At 57.8% G+C, this 18,962-nt stretch carries 14 protein-coding genes and 2 pseudogenes; 6 read left to right on the top strand and 10 right to left on the bottom strand.

Annotated features, from left to right (window positions below):
* Positions 1-480 precede the first annotated feature (480 nt).
* Complete coding sequence (locus FHT86_RS04480; protein WP_246779381.1) at positions 481-1,209, top strand: class I SAM-dependent methyltransferase; 729 nt, start codon at positions 481-483, stop codon at positions 1,207-1,209.
* A gap of 132 nt (positions 1,210-1,341) precedes the next feature.
* On the opposite strand, the pseudogene FHT86_RS04475 reads toward FHT86_RS04480, so the two are convergent.
* The 4 genes and pseudogenes from FHT86_RS04475 to FHT86_RS04460 all read right to left on the bottom strand — a co-directional run bounded on the left by FHT86_RS04475 (position 1,342) and on the right by FHT86_RS04460 (position 3,169).
* Positions 1,342-1,939 (bottom strand): annotated as a pseudogene (locus tag FHT86_RS04475) (hypothetical protein).
* A gap of 39 nt (positions 1,940-1,978) precedes the next feature.
* The gene (locus FHT86_RS04470; protein ID WP_133705708.1) at positions 1,979-2,293 is read right to left on the bottom strand and encodes a PepSY domain-containing protein; all 315 of its coding nucleotides are present in this window, start codon (positions 2,291-2,293) and stop codon (positions 1,979-1,981) included.
* 375 nt (positions 2,294-2,668) lie between these two features.
* A complete protein-coding gene (locus tag FHT86_RS04465; protein ID WP_133705707.1) occupies positions 2,669-2,914 on the bottom strand; it encodes a DUF6894 family protein in 246 nt (81 codons plus the stop codon).
* A 102-nt stretch (positions 2,915-3,016) separates the two neighbouring features.
* Positions 3,017-3,169, bottom strand: a complete 153-nt coding sequence (locus FHT86_RS04460) for a hypothetical protein (RefSeq protein ID WP_166656747.1) — start codon at positions 3,167-3,169, stop codon at positions 3,017-3,019.
* A 200-nt stretch (positions 3,170-3,369) separates the two neighbouring features.
* Here FHT86_RS04460 and FHT86_RS04455 point away from each other — a divergent pair, with 200 nt between their 5' ends.
* Together FHT86_RS04455 and FHT86_RS04450 are read left to right on the top strand one after the other, a co-directional pair.
* On the top strand, positions 3,370-3,615 hold the full coding sequence (locus tag FHT86_RS04455) for a hypothetical protein (RefSeq protein WP_246779380.1): 246 nt from the start codon (positions 3,370-3,372) through the stop codon (positions 3,613-3,615).
* 420 nt (positions 3,616-4,035) lie between these two features.
* Positions 4,036-4,641 (top strand): CHAP domain-containing protein, encoded by a 606-nt coding sequence (locus FHT86_RS04450; RefSeq protein ID WP_133705706.1) that lies wholly within the window; start codon positions 4,036-4,038, stop codon positions 4,639-4,641.
* 675 nt (positions 4,642-5,316) lie between these two features.
* On the opposite strand, the gene FHT86_RS04445 is transcribed toward FHT86_RS04450, so the two are convergent.
* The 3 genes from FHT86_RS04445 to FHT86_RS04440 form a co-directional block, all read right to left on the bottom strand.
* Entirely contained in the window at positions 5,317-5,661 is a 345-nt protein-coding gene (locus tag FHT86_RS04445) for a hypothetical protein (RefSeq protein WP_133705705.1), read from the bottom strand.
* Between the two features lie 120 nt (positions 5,662-5,781).
* Positions 5,782-5,913: a hypothetical protein gene (locus FHT86_RS38385; protein WP_281413631.1), complete on the bottom strand. Its 132-nt coding sequence runs from the start codon at positions 5,911-5,913 to the stop codon at positions 5,782-5,784.
* Between the two features lie 405 nt (positions 5,914-6,318).
* Complete coding sequence (locus FHT86_RS04440; protein ID WP_133705704.1) at positions 6,319-7,695, bottom strand: FAD-binding oxidoreductase; 1,377 nt, start codon at positions 7,693-7,695, stop codon at positions 6,319-6,321.
* A gap of 89 nt (positions 7,696-7,784) precedes the next feature.
* Here FHT86_RS04440 and FHT86_RS37660 point away from each other — a divergent pair, with 89 nt between their 5' ends.
* On the top strand, positions 7,785-8,354 hold the full coding sequence (locus tag FHT86_RS37660; RefSeq protein WP_208116636.1) for a DJ-1/PfpI family protein: 570 nt from the start codon (positions 7,785-7,787) through the stop codon (positions 8,352-8,354).
* Between the two features lie 29 nt (positions 8,355-8,383).
* A complete protein-coding gene (locus tag FHT86_RS37655) occupies positions 8,384-8,815 on the top strand; it encodes a helix-turn-helix domain-containing protein (RefSeq protein ID WP_208116635.1) in 432 nt (143 codons plus the stop codon).
* A gap of 900 nt (positions 8,816-9,715) precedes the next feature.
* On the opposite strand, the gene FHT86_RS04430 is transcribed toward FHT86_RS37655, so the two are convergent.
* Positions 9,716-11,173, bottom strand: coding sequence for a PAS domain S-box protein (locus FHT86_RS04430; protein ID WP_133705703.1), 1,458 nt, complete (start codon positions 11,171-11,173; stop codon positions 9,716-9,718).
* A gap of 156 nt (positions 11,174-11,329) precedes the next feature.
* Between FHT86_RS04430 and FHT86_RS04425 the strand changes: the two genes are divergently transcribed.
* Positions 11,330-11,503 carry a hypothetical protein gene (locus FHT86_RS04425; RefSeq protein WP_166656746.1) on the top strand — a complete coding sequence of 58 codons (174 nt, stop codon included), beginning with the start codon at positions 11,330-11,332 and terminating at the stop codon, positions 11,501-11,503.
* Positions 11,504-11,587: 84 nt separating this feature from the next.
* Here the strand turns inward: FHT86_RS04425 and FHT86_RS04420 are convergent, their stop codons facing one another.
* Together FHT86_RS04420 and FHT86_RS04415 are read right to left on the bottom strand one after the other, a co-directional pair.
* Positions 11,588-13,267: a response regulator gene (locus FHT86_RS04420; RefSeq protein ID WP_133705702.1), complete on the bottom strand. Its 1,680-nt coding sequence runs from the start codon at positions 13,265-13,267 to the stop codon at positions 11,588-11,590.
* A gap of 10 nt (positions 13,268-13,277) precedes the next feature.
* Positions 13,278-18,687: pseudogene (locus FHT86_RS04415) on the bottom strand (HAMP domain-containing protein).
* Positions 18,688-18,962 lie beyond the last annotated feature (275 nt).

Genomic DNA, 18,962 nt, shown 5'->3' with positions numbered 1-18,962 from the left:
GAAACCGCCGGTCGCCACTGTTGAGGATCGCGTTCGGCGCTTCAGGTCATTTATACCCAGTTCACCTTGGTGAAGGATTTCGGGATGCGTCCTCCACAACGACCTCGTCGTTAGGGAGAGGACGGACAGTTTTCGTTGGAGAGATATTATAAGCCCGCCCGATATGGCGGCGGTGGAACACATGAGTTGGCTCCAGCGTCGATCGGGGCGTCTAGAGCACGTCCGTTTTAATCAGGGTCATATTCGCTATGCGTCCGGCAGGCGTCTTATGGCGATAACGGATTAGTTGTCATCAGTTGCCGCGTCTGTTTACCTGGGCCAGTTATCGAGGTCCGATATTGTCGGCGATTCGCGGAGGGGAACATCAGTACCAGCAAAAATTTAACATCGACCGGCCATGAAGCGAGTGACGCAAGCTGGCTCGATCTTCATTTCGAGTCATCGCGGCCGGAATACGAAGACGCACTTACCCAGGTTGGAATGCAACATGGCTGGAGCGTGCTCGACGCGGGATGCGGGGGCGGAAGCTTCCTTCCGCTCATCTGCCAGCTGACTGGCTCCAACGGGTCCGTGGCAGCACTTGATCTTGCGCCTGAGAACATTCAACGCGCCGAGAGCTTGATTAAGGAGGTTCCTTATGGGCCGAAGGTGATCACCCGCGTCGGCAGCATTCTGTCACTTCCCTTCAATCATGCTTCCTTCGATTGCGTGTGGTCGGCCAATGTTATGCAATATCTCACGCCAGCGGAATTTCAGCAGGCGACCGATGAGGCAAAACGCGTATTGAAGCCCGGCGGCATCCTCGCCGTGAAGGATTTCGATTCAACGCTTCTGCAGATATTGCCTATGGATCGCGGCGTATTTACCCGCTTCATGGCGGCGCGATTGCAGACGTTCCGCGACAAGGGCGTGCTTGGCACCGATTGTGGCTCTTCGCTTCCAAGACGTTTGCGGGACGCAGGGATGGAGATCATATGGCGCAAAGGCTGGCTCGTTGAACGGTGGGCCCCGACTGGCGAGCACACGCGCAATTATGTACGCGACTTAATCTCCTATTTCACGACTGTAGCGCCGGATTACGACCTCCCTGAAAGCGATCAGTATTATTGGAAGGAACTGGCAGCAAATCCAGAGAGCCTGCTTGATCAGCCTGATTTCTGCTACCGCGAATTCTTTGTTCTGACGGTTTGCAGGAACGCGGCGATCTGAGAGCAGTCCACTTTTAATCAGGGTCATCGCCAGAACCCGGCTGCGAAGATCGTTGCTCAATGCTCGTGCCATACTCCCTCCACGCAAATCATCATTATTGTGTTGGCGCGCTGAGCCGGCGCGAAAACCGGCTCAGCGATAGAGACACCGGTATGCGCGTGGCGGAGTCGAGTAATCGTCGGGATCACGGCCCAATTGAGCGTAAGGATCCAGCGTTTCGTTAAAGCGCTCCCATCCCTGCTCGTTATAAAGTGCCCGCCGCTCGCCGAGGTTAACCCGTGGCAGACTTTCAAGGATTTGGTTCGCGGCGACGATTTCGTCGCCTTCAACACGCGCTACGACCAGCGAAGCCATTTGCATCCTCTTCCGGCACTCCCGACTTTACCAGAGCACCGACCATCCCACCGGCCGCGCCGCCCACGACAGCGCCTCCAGCTGCGCCCGCTAAGGCTGCGACAAGCCAACCTGCGGCCACCACAGGACCGACACCGGGGATAGCAAGCATTCCAAGCCCGGCAAGTAGGCGGCCCGCTCCACCGGCCACCGCGCCGACACCTGCTCCCGCACTGGCGCCCTCAGAGGCTTTATTGCCTTGTTCTTCGACCTTGCTACCCTCGCTGGTCCTGGTGACGATGCTGACGTTACCCGACGCAATACCAGCGTCTTCCAGCTGCTCAACGGCAAGCTTGGCATCGTCATGGTTATCGAAAAGTCCAGTTACGATTGCCATGGGATATTCCTTCCTCTGTGTTCTGATTGCGACCGGTATTCACTTCGTGACGATATTGCCTTGGTAGTCGAGCGCAACTTGGACTGGCTTCGAATCCTTCATTGCGGATGCTCTCCACACGCCTTGGTCGTCGAGTTGCAGATTGGTGACGTTGGAATAACCCGCCTTCTCCAGTCGCGACCTCGCTTGGCTTTCGGTAAAGCTGTTCTTGCCCTCCACCGGCGCCCCGGGGTTTTTTGTATCGGGCGTTGCGACCGCAGGCGTCTCCTGGGTGGCCGTCGGCTGCTCGGTTTGTGCAAAGCCAGCCGATGCGACCATAAGAAGAGCGGTCGAAATCAGCAAAATTTTCCTCATTGGAGTTCCTCGCTGTCGTCTTCTGAATTGAAGTCTGCAAACCTAATCAAGTGAGGGCGCTTATGTTCCGCGTGCATCAGAAGAATCCGCTGGAGCTCAATAGCGTTCGTAAAGCAAGGAAGGCTGTTGGAATTATAGCTCGCAACTCAGCCGGTGGATCCAACGCGGCCGATAGTGGATCATCAGTCGCCGAAGAACGGCAAGCCGTCAGCCGGGTCATGTCGGCAGCAGATGCAGCACACCATTGCACCTTACGGATACCTCGGCCACCCGCGAAGTAACACGCTGAAGTTAAGATCCTCAGCGAAGAAGTTGTGTCAGTCCAAGGGATATCCGCGACCTGGAGCTGTATGGCATCCCGGTGATGGGTCGGGGCTAGACAGCGCTGGTTGGGAATTCAATCTGAAACACGAGGCGCATTGTGGCGACTGTGTCTCGCCGCACGTTTTCGATCGAGACCGACAAGACATCACCAGCTTGCAACGGTATGTTGTCTGACGCCATCTCGGCCAACGTCGCCTTCGCCTGCGCGATGGCGGCGATGAGATCCGGATAGTCATAGCCGGTATCGCCAACGATGACTCCATCCTTATCGGTCGTTGTGAAGAAAAACGTCGTCATCGTCATCCTCGCTGATACATCGAAACACTCAACGGGGATGAAAGTTCAATGGCTACCCACAATATTGCCCTGAAAGCACGGCGGAATTTGCCGCAATGACACTCAACCGGACGCCCAAGAAGCTGAAGAAGCACGGGCAAGCGCTCGGTCGACGACCAGCAACGCCACGAGGCTCGTAAGGATGCGAAGAAGCTGCGATACGTGGCCTAGTTCTTCGAACTTCTTTTTGGCGACAAGCGTGGCATCCGTCGTCACCGATTTCTCATTGGCGCAATGGCGAAGCTTCAGGACTATCTTGGATTGCTGAACGACCTTGCGACCGGTCCTAATGTTTTACGAAAGCATGGCCTGACTAACCACCCAGCTTGTGACAGTGTCGCCTCCCATGCGGACAAGGGTGCTCTGATAGACCAAGCACAGGCTTCTCTTGACAACGTTCTAGACGCGAAGCGATTTTGGCGGTGAACACAGTCGGCGTCACCCACCGCTTCTATGAGGCGCGCGGGCTCGGCGGAGCGGAGGATTTTCAGATGTTTCGGCCGTCGATCGCTACAGTCCTGGTAGCGCTGCTCGCGCTCTCGGCATGCGCCAACACGATGCGCGGCATGGCGAGGGACGCGAAAGAGACGGGGCAAGCCATGGATTCAAGTGGCCACGCCGTCCTCAAAGCTGGTGCCAGCGGCAACAAAGCTGCCAACTAGTCTCATTTCGCCGACGGCCGCACCTGCCGCGGAAGCATTGGCGTCAGGGGGAACAATGGCGGCGGAGGAATCGCCATGGAGCGCGTGTCGAAGCGGATACCCACCCTCCCATCGTGGTCGGCCGTATCCTCCCCGGGGAGTTTTCAACGCTGCAGCAAAGAAGGATCAGCTATTTGCACTGTGGAACAGGGCCCTTGATTGCACGTTATTTTAGGCTGGCTTTAAGACTGAACGCTGGGCCGTTCATGAGAAAGAGCGATGATCACGCGACGGACGCTCGTAGCATTGATGGCAGCTTTTCCGACGCTCCGGCCGGACTCCATTTTCGCACGGAAAGTCGGCCGGGAACCTATTTTACAGCTTCAGTATCCGGCGCCTACGGCGTCAGCAAAGCCTTCCGTAGAGCGCTCGAAGCCGACCATGGTCGAGATCAAACAAGCTCGCGACATCATCGATTTGACGCCGAGTGGGCCGCGCCCGATCGACATAGCGCAGAGTTTTATCGATCGCTACTTCGACACAAAGCCGACAGTCATTTCCCAGCGTCCGCCGCCTGCGTCCTTAAACCCTTTGATCGCCGAGTTTCTCAAGCCTACATCGCCTTACTCCAATAATGATCCGATTCCATGGTGTGCCGCATTCATCAATTTTTGCATTTGCCGCAACGGCGGAGCGGGCAGTTTGAGCGCATCCTCTCAATCATTTCTGCCACCGGCATTTGCCGCTGTCGATCGTCCCCAAGAAGGCGACGTGGCGATCTTCACCTGCTTCAGCGAACCTAAGGGCCAGAATATCGGACTAGGCCACGTCGCCTTTTTCAGGCGCTTCGTGGATGAGGAGCGCATTGTTGTGGTCGGAGGCAACCAAGCGACTCAAGAGTATTCCAGCATTATTTCCGAGAAGATCATGCCGCTTGGCGATCAACCAGTGCGAAGACGCCTTATTACCGGAGCTGTCGTCTCGGTGAGGATGCGTTTGAACATGTTTGTCCGGCCAGGTAGCTTCTATGAACGCGAAAGGCCCTAGCGATTGGATTTGGAAGGCGAATTTCCGCCACCGTCTATCTAAATTTCTCTAATGCCCCGCTAGCGGCTGAGCCACGGTATCGACGACAGCTAATTGCGGAGGCAAATTTCTCTTCTGTTCGTCAAGTGTCAACCAATGGGGAAGTAAACCAGTCTCCCTGATCACTAGGATTTGAGATCCGCTAAGGCTCGCTCGGTAGCACGCAGCGCGCATCGCCAGGACTTGATCAGCGTGCTCGTACTTCCACGCCCGCGTGCCGCCAACTACGTTGCCCCAGGGTCGTTCGGTCGATCCCCCGGAATCTCGTCCCTTGACTAGTATGTACGTTCATAAAGGCCAATCCAATGGATACAATTCAAAGAGCTTTTTGAAGGCGTTCTCGAGTATACCCGCCATTTACAGCAGGGCGGGGCCATCCGTCATTGCGGCACTTCGCCATAAACCAGCGCGATCGAATCATCGACCGTCCGCACCGCCTTGCGCAACACTGAAGCCGGCGCGCCTCGGTCTTCTTGCCGCCTCCTCGGCCGCCAGTATCAGCAGGCAGACGAGTTCGACCACTTGGGGCCTGCCTGCAATGCCAACAAGACGAGGTAGGCGCGCTCGTACTCGGTGATTTTCGTCTGTGTTTCGTTGTTCATTGCATCGTTCCCTCTACCTTCGCAGTTGATCCCTTTATCCGCCGCCAGCGCTGCAGCTTGACATAATTCGCGTTCTGTCTCGGACCACGTCGCTGAGCGGCTCCTCGCGAGGTGGCCCACAACTGCCGCACCAGCGCCCCCAGTAGAACTCGCCATCCCAGCCGAACCGGCGTTCATCCAGGTTGACGTAGGGCCATTTGTTGGCGAAGCATTCGTTGTAGGCCTTCTGCCGGAGCGGCGGCAAAATAGCCTTCAGCCGGCGGAACTCCTTTTCGCTGGCAATTCGCGTCTGGGTCCGCACCTGGGCCCGCACCTTGGCCTTGACGCTGGCCTCCTTGCGCTTTTCGGGGGTCCAGCGAGCCTTGTGGTTAGCACTCATCTTAGCCCGGACTTCCTCGACAATCTTCCTCTCATGCCTTCTCCTCCAACCGTTCCAGCATCCGGCTGACCGCCTTGGCATCCTATTTTCCATTTCGGCTAGTCGGCACATTCATGTCGTTCAGCTCGGATATCGCCTGCAGGGAGAGACCCTGTTCGGCATCGGTCCCGCCAACTGGGCCACCAGACCGGATTTCTGCTGCTCCCGCGCCGAGACCCAGGTGTAGACGACATACTGCTTCAAAATCGTCATCCTACCATGAGGCGCCTCAAGGGCGGGATTTGTCGGGGTGGGCAATCAAACCCATACCCTGGCGGGTTTAAATCGCTGCGGATGGGCTTTGTTCCACGATTTTTGTGAGAGAAGTAGGCCCTTTCCACCCCACCCCCGCGTGGCCATTGACCGGAATGGCTGGGCTCCACCCTGCACGCCAACCACTAAGACGTCCTTTGGCTTCCGACTGTCGTTCGAGCATACGAGAGATGGCCATTCGAGTGTAGGGCTGTCCCGCGCTCGACAGGTAGCCCCTCGGCGAGCTTATCCGGCAATCTCACTCAATGACCGCCTCTCGAGGAAATCGTCCGGCTGCAATCCTTCCAGCAACATGATCTCGCGACGTACATGGGCAAAGCTTCAAAGTCTGTGACCGGATGAACCTCAATGCGGCAGAACATTCTGGTTCATTTGGAAGATGTTATCCGGGTCGTAGGCACGTTTGACCTGCTGAAGCCGTGCATAGGTTTTAGCACCGAAAGCATCTCGAACCAGCCTGTCGCCCTCTCCCAGGCCGGGAAAGTTGAGATAGAGCCGGCCCGTGGAATGGGGCTGCATGTCGCGCCAAGACTCGCGAACCCAACCGATGTTGGCATCATCATCTGCAGGATCGGACCAGATCGCATCGAGGCTGAGCATGAACGGCATGGAGCGATCACCAAAGGCGGTGGCATCGGCTGCGACACGCTGGACCGCACCGCCGAATTTCCAGATCGAAGCGTAGGTCATATCGGAGGGCCGTTTTGCCAACCGATTGATCATCGCGCCGATGACATCATCATCGAGACCGGAAAGGTAAGTCGATTTCCAATAGCAGCGGTCTCGGCCCTTGGGGAACAGCCCATCATAGATCCTCTGGAGCACACGATACCGCGTGCGGCCGCTGAAATCCAACAACGGTTCGCCAAGGCTGCGCAGCGGCCGGGTCGCGCACTCACCCTCGTCGGCCGGACCGTCGTAGACCGTGGCAAGGGCGAGCACACGCCTGCCCCATGTCTCCTCAGGATAGGCCGGATCAGTGGGTATGGTGGAGAATTCCGCAAGGCCGCTGACTTCGTCCGGTGCCGTGGCCATGTAGTCCCGCCATTGCGGGAGGATATCTCTGGCGTGCTCCTCGGGATAGGCGGGAGCACAGAACATGATCTCGTCCGCGATCGGATGGAGGCGGAATTCGAAGTTCACGACGATGCCGAAATTTCCGCCGCCGCCCTTTAGCGCCCAAAGCAGATCTGTGTTTTCGCTGTCGCTCGCACGGATAAGGTCCCCTCTGGCAGTGACCAAATCAGCGGATATCAGATTGTCGCAGCTCAGACCGTGAGTACCCCGCAGCCAGCCGATGCCGCCGGACAGCGTCAGTCCGGCCACCCCCGTCATCGAAATCAGCCCGCCAGGTGTGGCGCGTGCGAATGGCGTGGTTGCTGCATCGACATCGCCCCAGGTGGCTCCCCCTTCAACGTTTGCCCGATCGAGTCCGGGGGCGACGCGAACGGAGTTCATCTGCGACATGTCAATCATCAACCCGCCATCGCAGACGGCGTAACCGGCGACATTGTGTCCGCCGCTGCGAACGGCGATGGCGAGCCCCTGGGTGCGAGCGTGGTTTACCGACGCCACAACGTCGGCGGCATTGCGGCATCGGACAATCAGAGCGGGCCGTCTGTCGATCATCCCATTCCATACTATCCGCGCAGCGTCGTAACCGGCGCTTCCAGGTTCGAGCAGTTCACCGTGTAATGTGCTGCGGAGTTCTTCATGGGTCATATCCAGATCTCCTCTTGGTGCGCAGGAGCCTAGTACATCCGGAGGTTTGGGTCTAAAGTCGAAAATGCTGAAAGGCGGTCATTTCTGCCATGCGCGGCCAAGACAATCGTATCAATGTCGCCATTCTCGCGGTGCCGGAGGTCACGGCCTCCGCGTTGTTCGGCATGTTCGACCTGTTTTCTTCACCTGGGCGAGATTGGTCGTTCATCGTAACGGGCCAAGCGGGAGAACAGCGCATGCGTCCCTATGTCGTCGCGCGTTCAACCGACGGCTTCGCGGCTGCGAATGGCATCTGGGTGAAGCCGGACTATGGTTTCAGCGACTGCCCTTCACCCGATATCGTGTGCATCCCGGATTTCTTCGTCAATCCGGGCAAAAGCGTCGCGGGGATGTATGAACCTGAAGCAAGTTGGCTGAAGCAATCCCACGACGATGGCGCGATGCTGGCCAGCGCCTGTTCCGGTGCTGTCTTGCTTGGCGAGGCCGGGCTACTCTTCAATTGCGAGGCGACGATCCATTGGGGTTATATCGCGACACTCACCAACAACTATCCAGGCGTCAAGGTCAGGGTGAATCGGTCGCTTGTGCTGAGTGGCGAGGCGCAACGCATTGTCAGGCAGGGGGTGGATCGAGCTGGCAGGATCTCGCACTCTATCTGATCGCGCGGTTTGTCGGCCTGAAGGAAGCGATGGAGGTTGCCAAGGTGTATATGCTGCAATGGCATGACATGGGACAGCAGCCCTTCGCGTCGCTCATGAGCCTCCGGCAGACGACGGATGCGGCGATCAACAGATGCCAGGAGTGGTTGGCGATGAACTATAAGGTTCAGAGCCCGGTCGCCGCGATGGTTGCCCTTTCCGGCCTTCCGGAACGCTCGTTCATCCGCCGCTTCACCAAGGCCGCAGGCATGAAACCGCTCAGCTACGTGCACGCGCTGCGTCTCGAGGAAGCCAAACAGGTGCTGGAAACAACCGATCTGCCGATCGAAGCCATCGCCAACGAAATGGGATACGAGGATGCAAGCTTCTTCAGCCGCCTTTTTCGACGCGAAACGGGCCTGACCCCGGCCCACTATCGTCTGCGTTTTGGCTCCTTGCGCCAGGCGCTCAAGCACATCTAGGCGAGGCGTCCGTGCGAATTGCCTGGCTTTCCGGCTGGGGCACAAACGAATTCAGCTGGTCCTTCCCGTCAGCCATGCCACGCCCTACAGCTTCATCTGGCGCCAGCGTGATCGCGGGGGATCTGCTAGCCGACAACACACGCCTTTTGACGAGGAAACCACCCGCGAGTCTCCCGACGCGACGCGTGATCACCCGTCTCATCGGGCAAAGATCGCTGCAATTGCTCGATCGCGAGATCCCGAAGTTGGCGCTGCAAACGATTGCTGCATCGGAATAGAAGGACTTGCACTTCCATGGTGGAAGTCTCGAAAGTGAGTCGGTCCGTCAAAAAGGTCTGGGAAACCCGACATTGGCAAACGCCAGAGAAGGCTGTCACAGGTCGCCCTTATGCAGAGATATGTGCGGCTTTGTTCAAAGGTGACCGGGAAAGGCCTCACGGAAGTGGCCAACGTGACTCCAGGCACGAAGACGACAACGAGCCCACGCGGAAATAAAAAGTTACCCAAACTGGTCGAACAGGGCTCTTGGCTCGCGGTTTTGACTTTGATCTTGAATTCGTCACTTCTAAATTCGTTTACTGCGATATTTCCTCCCCCCGCCGAAGCCCGCGTAGGCGGGGGCTTTTTATGCATCGATCGCAGATGGAATAAAGAAATTCTTGGGACGTCCTCCCGGTGAGTTATCTAACCTAGCTCACTTCCGCACGGTGCTTAGCCTCATCCGAAGTGGGGCTTTTTGTTTGCAAGCTTGCTTTGTTGCTCAGCGGGAGCGTTTTTCCTCGCCAGGAAGTCGGAAGGAACTTAAGGCTGACGCGGCTGCATCGTTTGCCGAATGGCACTCAGCGGCATCCCGACGCTCGAGATCAGTAGACGCCGAGCACGCTTTAGAGCGAACTCGGCCTACGCGCAGAGACGGTCTGATGCGACCACAAGGCGTATCGACAGACCGTCGCGGTTCCATTCCCGAGAAATCTCGCCGCCGAGCTGATTTCGTACCGTCGCCTTGGCGAGGACGCTTCCGAAGCCATCGCCGTCGGTTTGCCGATCGACGGGCGGCCCGCCGCTTTCACTCCAGGTCAAGACAAAGCGGTCCCCCTCATCGACACATACGATATCGACGCGCCCGTCAGGGGTGGAGAGAGCCCCATATTTTGCGGCGTTGGTCGCGAATTCATGCATCAACAAGGCGAAGCTCGTAACCGCTGCGCCAGAAATAGCAGTATCGGCACCGGTAACGGCGACCCGGGATTGCCGGCTGCCGGTGCCGACATCATAGGGTGCCACGATCGTTTGGATGAGCGCGTGCAGCGTGGTCGTCTGCTCATGTCTGCTGGTTGCGCCGGACGTCCTTGGAACCGTTAAGGCATGCGCCAGCGCCAATGCATTCAAACGGGCGGAAACGGCTGATGCAAGTTCGCCAGGCGTTGACGCGGTACGGGCACTCAACGACACAACACTGCTTGCAAGGGCAAATAGATTTTTGACGCGATGATCCATCTCCCTGATCAAAAGATGTTGCTGCTCTTCAGCGCGCCGCCGCTCGGTTATATCGCGTGCGATCTTGGATGCGCCGATTACACGACCTTCGCGATTTTTGATCGGCGAGACCGATAGCGATATTTCGACGAGGCTGCCGTCCTTGCGTCGCCGAATGGTTTCATAGTGATCAATGCGTTCGCCACGGCGCACGCGAGCCAGAATATCCGGCTCCTCACTCTGCCGGTCCAGCGGAATGAGCATGACAATGGGCTGGCCGATTGCTTCCTCCGCCGTGTAGCCGAACAGCCGCTCGGCGCCGCCGTTCCAGGTGATGATTTTGCCGTTCAGGTCTTTTGCGAGGATCGCATCGTCGGAGGATTCAACGATCGCCGCGAACCGTTGGGCGGCCTCCTCCGCAATTGTGCGATCCGTCAGATCGACAAGCATGTTGACGGCGCCGATAAGGTTCCCGGCCGCGTCAAAGATCGGCGTTGGGAATGCGAGGAACGGGATACGCGTGCCATCCGGCCGCTCGGCAATCGCCTCACGCCCTCTGATTGGACGTTGCTCCTTCAATGCGGTCGCCATGGGGCATTCGGCGTGCGGAAGTGGCGTCCCATCGGGCCAATAGAGTTTCCAGGAGCCGCAAAACTCACTCTTTCCGAGCTCAGGACTGACGCCCCACATTGCGGCGGCCGCTTTGTTGTAGAACGTAATCCGACCGATGGCATCAGTCGTGTAGACGGCCTCCGGCAAGGCTTCCAGGACGTCCGGAAGTGCCAGGGGATGCTGAAAAGGATGGGGTTGCGATCCAGTTCCGGCGGGCACGTCGAAGTTCATGTCGGCTAAGTCGTTCTCGTTGATCGGCAGATGGTTCATGGCGTTCTCCGCTACCCGGCACTGCTGCTTCGCCTCCCAACCGGATGCCCGGACGGTATGGCTGGGTGAACGCAGTTAGTGGACGACCATTCCACTTAGACGATGATGTCATAGTATTATCCCATTCACACGACGGAATACAGTAGAGTTGCTTCCTTGAGCGCGATGGCTGCAGGGGAGGATTCCACCAGATCACCGCAGGTTTCCCGCTCGAGCTTCGGCGGCCGACACATCAAAGAGCGCCGGGCTGCCAAGGAAGATCCTTTTGGTCGTTTGGATGCGTACTCCTGCCTTGCGGTATTCGCGCAGGGCATCGAAAACGACATCTAAACCAGGCGTCCCGCGCCTGAGTTTTTGAGTTCCGACGCTTTATGTCCGCGCCAACTGTCGGGGGAACAGTTCGGAAATCACCCCTCAAGCTCCGATCCCGTGTCTGGCGATTGCATGTTCGACCGCGGTTCGAAGCTGCTCTTGCGTAAACGGCTTCGTCAACCGCAATAACCTCGAAAGTGCATCATCGTTTGGCAGCTCGGCATAACCCGAAGCCAAAATCACTGGCAGCCTGGGGAATGATGCAAAGATGAACCGAGCCAATTCAGCCCCGGTCATTCCCGGCATGGCATGATCGGTTACGACAAGATCGAAACCATGCTCAGAGGCCAGGATTTCGACCGCTCGGGTTGCGGAAGATGCCTCGACGGCGACATGGCCCAGATCTTCCAACATCGCGGCCGTCCCCATGCTGACCAGGACGTCGTCATCCACGACGAGAACCTTTAGGGCATGTGCGTGCGCCGGGACACTCTCCTGCGGTGCTGTTTCGGGTAAAGGCGCCGCAAGCGCTGCATTTTCGGCGACTGGCAACCACAGATAGGCCGTCGTCCCATCACCCTTGACGCTCCTTAGTTCTAGGGCGCCACCAGATTGCGCGGCGAGACCGTGGACCATGGATAAGCCGAGGCCTGTCCCTTTGCCGAGACCTTTCGTGGTGAAAAAAGGCTCAGTTGCGCGAGATGCGGTCGCTTCATCCATCCCTTCCCCGTTGTCGGATACTGAGATGCGCACGTAGCGTCCCGCCATGAGACTGGTGGGGCGGGAAACGTCATTCTCCAGCGCAGAAACGGTAATCGTGCCGCCATCCGGCATAGCGTCACGGGCATTTACAAAAAGATTGAGCAATGCAAGTTCCAGCTGATTACTATCGACCAATAGCGGCGGAATGCGTAAGGGGATCTGTTTCTTGACGTCTATTCCTGGCCCGAGTGCCCTACTCAGAAGGTCTTGAATATTGTCGAAGAGCTTGACGAAATCGACCGCCTCGGGCTTTAGTTCCTGGCGGCGCGAAAATGCCAGCAGCCGCTGCGTCAACGCAGCGCCACGCTCGGCCGCCTGTATCGCGTTGGCAAGCAGCCGCGCGGTTTTCTCGTCCTTCGGAAGCCGCTTTTCGAGCAGATTGAGACTGCCTAACACCGCCATCAGCAGGTTATTGAAGTCGTGTGCGACGCCACCTGTCAGCTTTCCGACCGCATCCAGCTTTTGCGCCTCGAATAGCTGCGCAAGCGCTTCTTCGCGCTCACGCGTCCTTTGATCGATCCTCTGTTCGAGTTCTCCATTCAGCTCGCGCAACTGTCGCGATGAAGCCTCGAGTTCCGCAGTACGCTCGCGTACCCGATTCTCAAGATCTGCATTCAGAAGCTTGAGCTCCCTCGTCTTCCTGTAAAGGTCCGCAAATACCCTCACCTTCGCGCGCAGCACTTCTGGAATGATCGGCACGGCGACGTAGTCGACAGCGCCCGCCGCATAGCCCCTTAAACGATCGGGCTCTGCCATCATTACGGCAGATACAAAAATAATGGCTGTATTCTGATAACGGGGATGCTCCCGGATCATGCTGACGAGTTCGAAGCCGTCCTGCTCAGGCATGCACACGTCAACCAAAATAACGGCGATTTCGTTGCGCAGGAGCTGCTCCAGTGCCTCTCTGGCAGATTGAGCCTTTATAAGGTTTTCACCAAGATCCTGGAGGACCACCTCATAACTTAGCAATTTTGCCGGTTGATCATCGACGAGAAGAATGTTGACAGCGGGGGTCATGGCCATGTCCTCAACGATGCAACCACATGCGCAGGGCTGAAAGCAATTGCTCCGTATTGACAGGCTTTGCCAGGTAGTCCGAGGCACCGGCTTCAAGGCACTTTTCGCGGTCTCCTTTCATGGCCTTAGCGGTCAGAGCAACGATTGGAAGGCGCCGAAATTTTGGATCTGAGCGAATGACCTGCATCGTTTCATATCCGTCCATTCCAGGCATCATGATGTCCATCAGGACGATGGCGACCGCCGGATCCATATTGATCACCTCGATCGCCTCGATGCCGGTGGTAGCAGTAAGGACCCTCATTCCTCGACGCTCCAGCACGCTGCTCAACGCAAAAATATTACGTGCGTCATCATCGACAAGCAACACGGTCTCTCCGACGAGATCCTCATCGGATCTATGCAATACCTCAAGCATTGCCTGCTTGGCTTGCGGCATGTCGGCGACAACTCGGTGGAGGAACAACGCCGTCTCGTCCAACAATCGCTCCGGCGATTCCACCCCCTTGACCACAACACTGCGGGCCATCGTGTGCAGCTGCGCATCTTCCTCCGGGGAAAGTTCACGGCCGGTGAATACAACGACGGGAACTTCTGCGATCTCTCCATCGTCGCGAATCTTTTCGAGCACTTCAAAACCAGACATGTCCGGCAGGGAAAGGTCGAGCACGACGCAGTCGGCCGGAGCCTGCTTGAGCACGCTCAGCGCCTCTGCGCCGGATCCGACACTGGTGATGTCGATATCATCATGGCCGAGAAGCGCGGCGATGCTTAGGCGTTCCGCCTCGTTGTCTTCGACAAGGAGGAGCGTTTTACGACGGGGTTCCGCGTAGGCCTTAAGCCTGGAAAATGCCCGGGCGAGGCTGTCCGTCGTTGTCGGCTTGCTCATGAATGCGAAGGCTCCGCGCGTCAAACCATGCTGCCGGTCCTCGTCAAGACTGATGATCTGAATGGGAATATGGCGCGTTGCCGCACTTTGCTTCAATTGGCTGAGGACGGTCCAGCCGAGCATGTCCGGCAGGAAGATGTCGAGTGAGATCGCAGTCGGCCGATATTCCTGCGCAAGGTTCAGAGCATCGCTTCCGCGCATGGCAACCAGCGCCTTGAGACCGTTGTCATGTGCCAGGTCCACGAGGACCCTTGCATAATGTGCATCGTCCTCGACGACGAGCAGCACCGCGTCCCCCGGGTCTGATATCGCTGCGGTCGTCCTCGACAACCTCCAAGGGTTTGTCTGCACGGCGAGCTGCGGCCGCCTCCGCCAATTGCACCACATTGGTCTGCGCCGGAATAGCTTTTGGCGCGCCAGAGCCGGCGCCAACATATGTGAGGGGGAGATAGAGCACAAACGTGCTGCCCACGCCTGGGGTGCTGCGGAGCTGGATCTCTCCCCCCAAGAGGTTCGCGAGCTCACGGCTGATGGCGAGCCCAAGCCCGGTGCCGCCATATTGTCGGCTTGTCGAGGCGTCGGCCTGCTGGAATGCCTCGAAGATAATTCGCTGCTTCTCCGGTGGTATGCCGATGCCGGTATCGGCGACCTCAAAAGCAATGACGGAGGGGACATGCTTTAAAGAGGGGTGATCCGAAGACCAACCCTCGGTCACCGACATGACCCGAAGCGTAACACCGCCCTCCGCCGTGAATTTAAAGGCATTTGACAGCAGATTCTTGAGGATTTGCTGGAGCCGCTTGGAGTCGGTGATGATACTCCTCGTGACATCCTTTCCGACATCGACGGAGAACGAAAGATTGCGGTTTTCGGCCTCATGCCTGAACGGTCGGGCCATAACTTCAAGCAGGTTGTTTATGAAGATCTCCTCGGCATCGACGGAAACCGTTCCCGACTCGATCTTCGAAAGGTCCAGGATGTCGCTGATGAGATTCAACAGGTCCGTCCCGGCACTATGGATGGTTTTGGCGAATTCGACTTGCCTGCCAGAAAGATTGCCGTCGGGATTTTCGCTCAGTTGCTGGCCGAGGATAAGGATGGAGTTCAGGGGCGTACGCAACTCGTGGGACATGTTGGCGAGGAATTCCGATTTGTATTTCGATGTGAGCGCAAGCTCTGCGGCCTTTTCCTCCAGCGCTCGCCGCGCCTGCTCGATTTCCTGGTTCTTTGCCTCGACTTCGACGTTCCGTTCCTCAAGCTGCTGGGCCTTCTGTTCCAGTTGTTCGTTGGTCTGCTGCAATTCCCTCTGCTGTGTTTGAAGTTCGGTTGCGAGCTGTTGCGACTGCTTGAGCAATCCTTCCGTCTGCATCGTTGCTTCAATCGAGTTGAGCACGATGCCGATGGACATTGTGAGTTGGTCCAGAAAGGAAAGCTGCAATTCCGTGAACTCGCTTGCCGATGCAAGCTCAATTACCGCCTTCACTTGCCCCTCGAAATGAACCGGTAAGACGATGGCGCTCTTTGGGAGTGTCGAAAAAATTCCGGAACTGATGGGTACGACCGTGTCAGGAAGATTGGTGATAAGGATTCGGCGAGCATCGCTCGCGCACTGGCCAATCAGCCCTTGGCCGAACTGGAGCAAGGGCGGATGTGTGGCATCGATCCCGTCGGCATAAGTCGACAGCAGCGAGAGCCTCGGATAGTGCTCCTCTGCGTCCACCTGGTAGATCACGCCCTGATGTGCCCCAACCAGCGGTGCCAGCTCGGAAAGGAGCAGTCTTCCGACAAGCGTAAGGTCACGCTGACCTTGCAGCATATTGGTAAATCGGGCAAGGTTGGTTTTAAGCCAGTCCTGTTCGGTATTTTGCTCGGTCGTCAAACGCAGGTTATCGATCATTGTATTGATATTGTCTTTGAGCTCGGCAACTTCGCCCCGCGCCTCGACTTGAATCGAGCGGGTTAGGTCGCCCTTGGTCACCGCTGTTGCGACTTCGGCAATTGCACGGACCTGTGTCGTGAGGTTTGCGGCGAGTAGATTGACGTTTCCCGTCAAGTCTTTCCAAGTGCCGGCCGTGCCCGGCACGTTCGCCTGACCGCCCAGGCGGCCCTCGACGCCTACTTCGCGGGCGACCGTCGTGACCTGGTCAGCGAAGGTTGCGAGCGTATTGGTCATATTGTTGATGGTTTCCGCAAGTGCGGCGACCTCGCCCTTGGATGCCACAGTGAGGTTCTGCTTGAGATCGCCGTTGGCAACGGCTGTCACGACCTTGACGATGCCGCGTACCTGCTCGGTGAGGTTGGCGGCCATGACGTTGACCGTATCGGTCAGGTCCTTCCACGTGCCCGCCACACCGGGTACTTGCGCTTGGCCGCCGAGCTTTCCTTCCGTGCCAACCTCGCGCGCCACGCGCGTGACTTCACCCGCAAACGCATTGAGCTGGTCCACCATCGTGTTGATGGTGTTCTTGAGTTCGAGAATTTCGCCCTTCACGTCGACGGTGATCTTGCGCGACAGGTCACCTCGTGCAACTGCCGTCGTCACTTCGGCAATGTTGCGCACCTGCGTGGTGAGATTGGCGGCAAGCAGATTGACGTTGTCCGTTAGATCCTTCCAGGTTCCCGCGACGCCTGGCACAACGGCCTGACCGCCGAGACGGCCGTCGGTGCCGACCTCGCGTGCGACGCGGGTGACTTCACCAGCAAACGAGCGCAGCTGATCGACCATGGTATTGAGAGTGTCTTTCAGGAGCAGAATTTCGCCGCGCACATCGACGGTAATCTTGCGCGACAGATCGCCGTTGGCGATTGCGGTGGCGACCTCGGCGATATTGCGGACCTGAGCGGTCAGATTGCCGGCCATAGAGTTCACACTGTCGGTCAGGTCCTTCCAAGTGCCGGCGACGCCGGAAACCTGCGCCTGTCCGCCGAGCTTTCCCTCCGTGCCGACCTCTCGCGCCACGCGCGTCACTTCACCGGCAAAGGCGTTGAGCTGGTCCACCATCGTGTTGATGGTGTTCTTGAGTTCAAGGATTTCGCCCTTCACGTCGACGGTGATCTTGCGCGACAGGTCGCCTCGCGCAACGGCGGTCGTCACCTCGGCAATGTTTCGCACCTGACCCGTGAGGTTGGACGCCATGGAGTTGACGTTCTCCGTCAGATCCTTCCAGGTTCCGGCGACCCCTGGGACCTGGGCCTGACCGCCGAGCTTGCCCTCCGTGCCGACTTCGCGGGCAACACGGGTGACTTCGGAGGCGAACCGGTTCAACTGGTCCACCATCGTGTTGAGGGTTTCCTTGAGCTGCAGGATCTCCCCCTTCACATCGACGGTGATCTTGCGCGATAGGTCACCGTTGGCGATTGCCGTCGACACTTCAGCAATGTTTCGAACCTGGGCCGTCAAATTGGACGCCATGGAGTTGACGTTGTCGGTCAAGTCTTTCCAGGTGCCGGCGACACCTGGCACCTGCGCCTGGCCGCCGAGGCGGCCCTCGGTGCCGACTTCGCGTGCTACGCGCGTGACCTCGCCTGCAAAACCATTCAGCTGATCGACCATGGTATTGATCGTTTCCTTCAGCTCCAGAATTTCGCCAGACACGTCTACGGTAATCTTGCGGGAAAGATCGCCGCGGGCAACGGCAGTCGTCACCTGCGCGATGTTGCGGACCTGTGCCGTCAGATTGCCGCACATGGCATTGACCGAGTCTGTCAGATCCTTCCAAGTGCCGGCGACACCGGGCACAAGCGCCTGGCCACCGAGCTTGCCTTCTGTACCAACTTCCCGCGCAACGCGGGTAACTTCCGATGCGAACGAGCGGAGTTGATCGACCATTGTATTGATCGCTTCCTTCAGCTGCAGGATCTCGCCCCGAACGTCCACGGTGATCTTCTTGGAAAGGTCGCCGTTGGCTACAGCGATTGTCACCTCCGCGATGTTGCGAACCTGCGCTGTCAGGTTCGAGGCCATAGAATTGACACTCTCCGTCAGGTCTTTCCAAACGCCCGTCACCTCCGCGACCTGCGCCTGGCCGCCCAACTTGCCATCCGTGCCAACCTCACGGGCGACGCGTGTTACCTCCGATGTGAAAACGCTGAGCTGCTTGATCATTGTGTTGACGATGTCGGCGGAGCGCAGGAATTCTCCCTTCAGCGGTCTGCCGTCAACATCGAGGGGAACGGTCTGGAGGAGGTCGCCCTTGGCGACAGCTGTAATGGTGCGCGTCACAGCGGTGGTTGGCCAAAGCAGGTCGTCGATAAGCGTGTTGATCGAGCCTTCCATGTCCGCCCATGCGCCGTTCGCAAGACCAAAGCGGACACGTGTGCTCGTTCGCCCATCGCGCCCGACAACCTGACCGACATTTTCCAGCTGCGCGGCCATTTTCTCGTTCGCGGCAATGATATCGTTCAAGGTATCGGCGATCTTTCCGGTGACCCCGGTCAGATCTGATCGCATTCGAACTGAAAAGTCGCCCTGCCGCATGGCTAGGAGGACCTCCAGCAAAACCCGAGCGTCATCGCTTACCATTGCCGTCATGCCCAATTTTTGGAGCTCGCCTGAATCCGCGTCATTGCGCTGAACGTCACTGCCCTGTCTGCTCACAGAAATCCCCTCCGTTAAAGTGTCGATTTAACTAGTGCTGCTTCCGAAAAATGGTATGGAGACTAGAGGTCGGCGGCATAGTTCTTGTCGCATGCAGAGGCGATGCAGTATTAGGACTTACAGCCGCTGCAAATAATTGATCGGGAGGCGGCTAACCTTCCTCAATATTAGTAAAAACAGAATTGGCTAACCACCTGCCGGCGATGCGA

The sequence above is a fragment of the Rhizobium sp. BK313 genome (assembly GCF_014193655.1).
Lineage (GTDB): Bacteria > Pseudomonadota > Alphaproteobacteria > Rhizobiales > Rhizobiaceae > Rhizobium.
This window is presented reverse-complemented; position numbering and strand designations above follow the sequence as displayed.